We start from the raw sequence: 4,122 nt of genomic DNA on the forward strand, positions 1-4,122 counted from the left end.
CCACTCCTCGTCGTGATATACGCGCTCCAGATCGCTTTTCTCCGCCCAGTCGCAACGTTTTAAATTTTTATCCATCGGATTTCTTAAAATTTTATTTTGCTTAGGATTTTTGAAAATCCCCATGCGTTTCTAGCGTCGCTCAGTTCTTTTTTTTCGAGTTTTGCCACCATCATCTCTTCGTTTTTTCCTAGGCGGGAAACCACCTCGCCAAAGGGGCTAATGAGCATCGAATCGCCGTAAAAGCTCCACTGCTCGCCGCTAGCGGCCTTGTGGTTGCCGACTCGGTTTACGCGCAGGACGTAGACGTTGTTTGTAAAGGCGCGGGTTTTTAGCAGCTCCTCCCAGCGCGACTCGCTAAAAAACGTGCATGCGGTAGGAACTACGACGACATCGACTTTCTTGCGCGCCATATACGCCCACGCCGCGTCAAAATGCGCCTCAAAGCCAAACATCGCGCCGATTTTAAATTTCTCGTAGCTAAAGACGGGCAAATTTAGCTCGCCCTCATCTTTGTTAGCAAAAAATTTCGCCTCGTTCCAGTGCGGGTAGGGCATCAGGATCTGCTGCTCGTAAAAGCGCGACGACGCGGGACTAAATCTCGCCGCGACCTTGACGAAGCCTTTGCCTTTGGGTAGCACGAGCGGGGCTAGGATTTCTAGATTGTATTTTTGCGCCATTGCGGCAAGCGCATGTTTTTTGCGCTCGCTTTGCTCTTTGATGAGGCTTTTTGGCATGAGCTCGAGCTCTTTAAAAAAGCTGTTTAGCACGTACTCGCCGAGCACCACGAGTCTAGCGCCTTCACCCGCGCAAATCCTAAAATAATAATCCAGCCGCGACTCGCTCATGGGCTGAGTGGGTAGCTGCAGGGTGCAAACGGCCGCGGTCGCGTTATTCATCGTCTGCATCCTTTACCACTAGCTTTGCGTTTTGCAGGATTTTGTCTGCTTCCTCGAGCAGCTTTTTGCCCTCTTTGTGCAGCTTGACGCTTTGTTCTAGGCTTAAATTTTCATCGCCGAGCTGTTTTAAAATTTCATTTGCTTTGGCGAGTTTGCTCTCAAAATCCTCGCTTAAATTTTCACTCATCTAAAACCTTTTTTATGATTTTTTCAAATTTATCTACTTCGACCAAAAACGCGTCGTGGCCGTAGTCGCTGTCTATCTCGTGGTAGTCGCACGCCTTGCCGATATCCTGCAGCGTCTCGTGCATCTCGCGCATACAGCTTGGCGGAAACAGCATATCGCCGCTAAATGCTATAAGCGTAACCTTGGCGCAAATAGGCAAAAGGGCATGCGCGAGATCGTCGTAGTGGCGCGTGCAGTCAAAGATATTCATCATCTTTACGATGTAAAGGTAGCTCAGCGGGTCAAAGCGCTTTGGAAAGCCGTGGCCGTTGTACTCCATATAGCGATCGACCTGAAACCGCCCCGTAAGCTCGTAAAGGCCGTCGGTTTCGACGTAGTTGCGGCCGAATTTGGAGTCCATGGAGCTAGGCGAGAGAAAGCTGATGTGCCCCGCCATGCGTCCTAGCGCCATGCCTGTTAGCCCCTGTGCGGCGATATCGTTTTCGTCGTACTGGCCGTCTTTAAAGCCCGGATCGCGTAGTATGCCATCGATCGCTATTTTGTTAAACGCGATCGCCCAGGCCTTGCTCTGATAGGTGCTGGCTAGGATGATGACGTTTTTGGCGAAATTTGGAAACTCGATCGCAAAACAAAGCGCCTGCATACCGCCTAGGCTGCCGCCCACGACCGCATGCGCGCGCTCGATGCCTAAGTGCTCAAAAAGCCTCATCTGCGCCTTTACGACGTCGCTGATGGTTAGCACTGGAAAGCGCAAACGATACTGCTTGCCCGTGCTTTTTTCGATACTTAAGGGATTTGTCGAGCCGAAATTTGATCCGAGGATATTTACGCAGATGACGAAAAATTTGCTCGTATCTATACCCTTGCCCTCGCCCACTAGCGCGTCCCACCAGCCGAATTTCTGCTCGTTTTCGTATCTGCCTGCGGCGTGGTGGCTGCCCGTTAGGGCGTGACAGACGACTATGACGTTGCTTTTATCCTCGTTTAGCTCGCCGTATGTTTCGTAGGCGAGCTCAAATTCGGGTAAAATTCGGCCACTCTCTAGATAGAGCGGCTCATCAAATTTTACTTTGCCGGTTTTTAAATTTAGCACTAATTGACTTTGTAGTTAGGGGCTTCTTGCGTGATGACGACGTCGTGGACGTGGCTCTCTTTTAGTCCAGCGCTCGTGATCTCGACAAACTGGGCTTTTTCCTGAAGTGTTTTGATATCTTTTGAGCCCATATAGCCCATCGCGCTTCGTAGGCCGCCAATTAGCTGATGTACGACCTCTTTTATGCTGCCTGCAAACGGTACGCGACCCTCGATACCCTCAGGCACGAGCTTATCTTGCGCGGTGCCTTCTTGGAAATATCTATCGCTGCTACCTTTCGTCATAGCGCCGATGCTGCCCATACCGCGGTAGACTTTGTACTGGCGTCCTTGGAATGTTATCACCTCGCCCGGAGTCTCCTCGCAGCCAGCCAGCAAGCTACCAGCCATCACGCAGCTAGCGCCTGCGGCTAGGGCTTTGGCTACGTCGCCTGAGTACTTTAGTCCGCCGTCTGCGATGACCGGGATACCGTATTTTGCAGCCTCGGCCGAGCAGCTATCGACGGCGAAAATTTGAGGTACGCCAACGCCCGCTACTACGCGAGTGGTGCAGATAGAGCCCGGTCCTATGCCTACCTTGATACCGTCGGCGCCCGCTTCGGCTAGGTCTTTGACGGCGGCCGGGTTTGCGATATTTCCAGCGACGACGTCCACTTTTAGCTCGGCTTTAACCTGTCTTAGCGTATCTAGTACGCCTTTTGAGTGGCCGTGGGCGGAGTCTATTACGATGACGTCTACGCCTGCTTCTGCTAGAGCTTTTGCTCTATCCATTTGACCTACGCCGATAGCTGCTGCTACGCGGAGTCTGCCGTAGGCGTCTTTGTTTGCGTTTGGATACTCTTTGCGTTTTTTTAGATCTTTTATGGTTATGAGACCCTCTAGGTGGCCGTCTTTATCGACGATAGGTAGTTTTTCTACGCGGTTTTGAGAGAAAATCTTCTCCGCGTCGTCTAGCGTGCAGCCCTTTGGAGCGGTGATTAGCGGAGCTTTAGTCATCCTGTCTTTTACTAGGACGCTTCTGTCGTTTTCAAATCTCAAATCGCGGTTGGTTAGGATTCCTATTAGTTTATTTTCCTCATCCACGACGGGAACGCCCGAGATATGCAGATCCGCCATCATATCAAGCGCGGAGCCTACGCTGGCGTTTGGCGAGATGGAGATAGGATCGATGATTACGCCGCTTTCGCTTTTTTTCACGCGGCGGACCTCTTTGACCTGGCTTTGTATGTCCATATTTTTATGTATGACGCCGATACCGCCTAGACGCGCCATCATAATCGCCGCACGGTGCTCGGTGACGGTGTCCATCGCAGCCGATACGATCGGGATGTTTAGCTCCACGTTTTTGCTAAAGCGCGTTTTTATGTCTACTTGTTTAGGCAAAATTTCGGAGTACTGCGGGACGAGCAAAACGTCGTCAAAGGTGAGAGCCTTCGTAACTATCTTCATGCGTTTATCCTTTTATAGAGTTTTCTAAACTAAGTGCGCCTTCTAGCAGCGTTTTTTCGTCCCACGCCTTTGCGATGAGCTGAGCAGAGACGTTTAGGCCGTCCGCATCTTTTGCTACCGGAACCGATATGGCAGGCAAGCCGGCTAAATTTACGCTGATCGTATAGATGTCTGATAGATAGGAATCTAGCGGGTTTTTTAGCTCGCCAAATTTATACGCCGTGCTAGGGGCGACCGGCATTAAAATGAGGTCGCATTCGTTCAAAATTTGCTCATACTTGGCCTTAGTGTGGGCGCGAGCTTTTTGCGCTTTGATGTAGTATGCGTCGTAGTAACCGCTGCTAAGTACGAAAGTACCGAGTAAAATTCGCTTTTTTACCTCTTCGCCGAACCCTTCCGAGCGCGAGTTGATGTAGAGCTCTTTTAAATTTTTGGCCTCGGCTCTGCGTCCGTATCTCACTCCGTCGTAGCGGCTGAGATTTGCGCTGGCTTCGGCGG

The 4,122-nt window shown here is 50.9% G+C and carries 5 protein-coding genes; all 5 read right to left on the reverse strand.

From position 1 onward, the window contains the following. Window positions 1-83: 83 nt before the first annotated feature. Window positions 84-896 (reverse strand): carbon-nitrogen hydrolase family protein, encoded by an 813-nt coding sequence (locus Q0314_RS11240; RefSeq protein ID WP_298059090.1) that lies wholly within the window; start codon window positions 894-896, stop codon window positions 84-86. Further along, window positions 889-1,083 (reverse strand): exodeoxyribonuclease VII small subunit, encoded by a 195-nt coding sequence (gene xseB / locus Q0314_RS11245; RefSeq protein WP_002948190.1) that lies wholly within the window; start codon window positions 1,081-1,083, stop codon window positions 889-891. Before xseB ends, Q0314_RS11240 begins: the two co-directional genes overlap by 8 nt. Continuing rightward, the gene (locus Q0314_RS11250; RefSeq protein WP_298059092.1) at window positions 1,076-2,176 is read right to left on the reverse strand and encodes a homoserine O-acetyltransferase; all 1,101 of its coding nucleotides are present in this window, start codon (window positions 2,174-2,176) and stop codon (window positions 1,076-1,078) included. The genes xseB and Q0314_RS11250 overlap by 8 nt, the downstream gene beginning before the upstream one ends. Further along, window positions 2,176-3,624 (reverse strand): IMP dehydrogenase, encoded by a 1,449-nt coding sequence (gene guaB, locus Q0314_RS11255; RefSeq protein WP_298059094.1) that lies wholly within the window; start codon window positions 3,622-3,624, stop codon window positions 2,176-2,178. Before guaB ends, Q0314_RS11250 begins: the two co-directional genes overlap by 1 nt. A 4-nt stretch (window positions 3,625-3,628) precedes the next feature. Next, window positions 3,629-4,122: amidase family protein (locus tag Q0314_RS11260; RefSeq protein WP_298059096.1), on the reverse strand; the 494-nt coding region annotated here is incomplete at its 5' end.

It is taken from the genome of uncultured Campylobacter sp. (assembly GCF_938040115.1).
Lineage (GTDB): Bacteria > Campylobacterota > Campylobacteria > Campylobacterales > Campylobacteraceae > Campylobacter_A.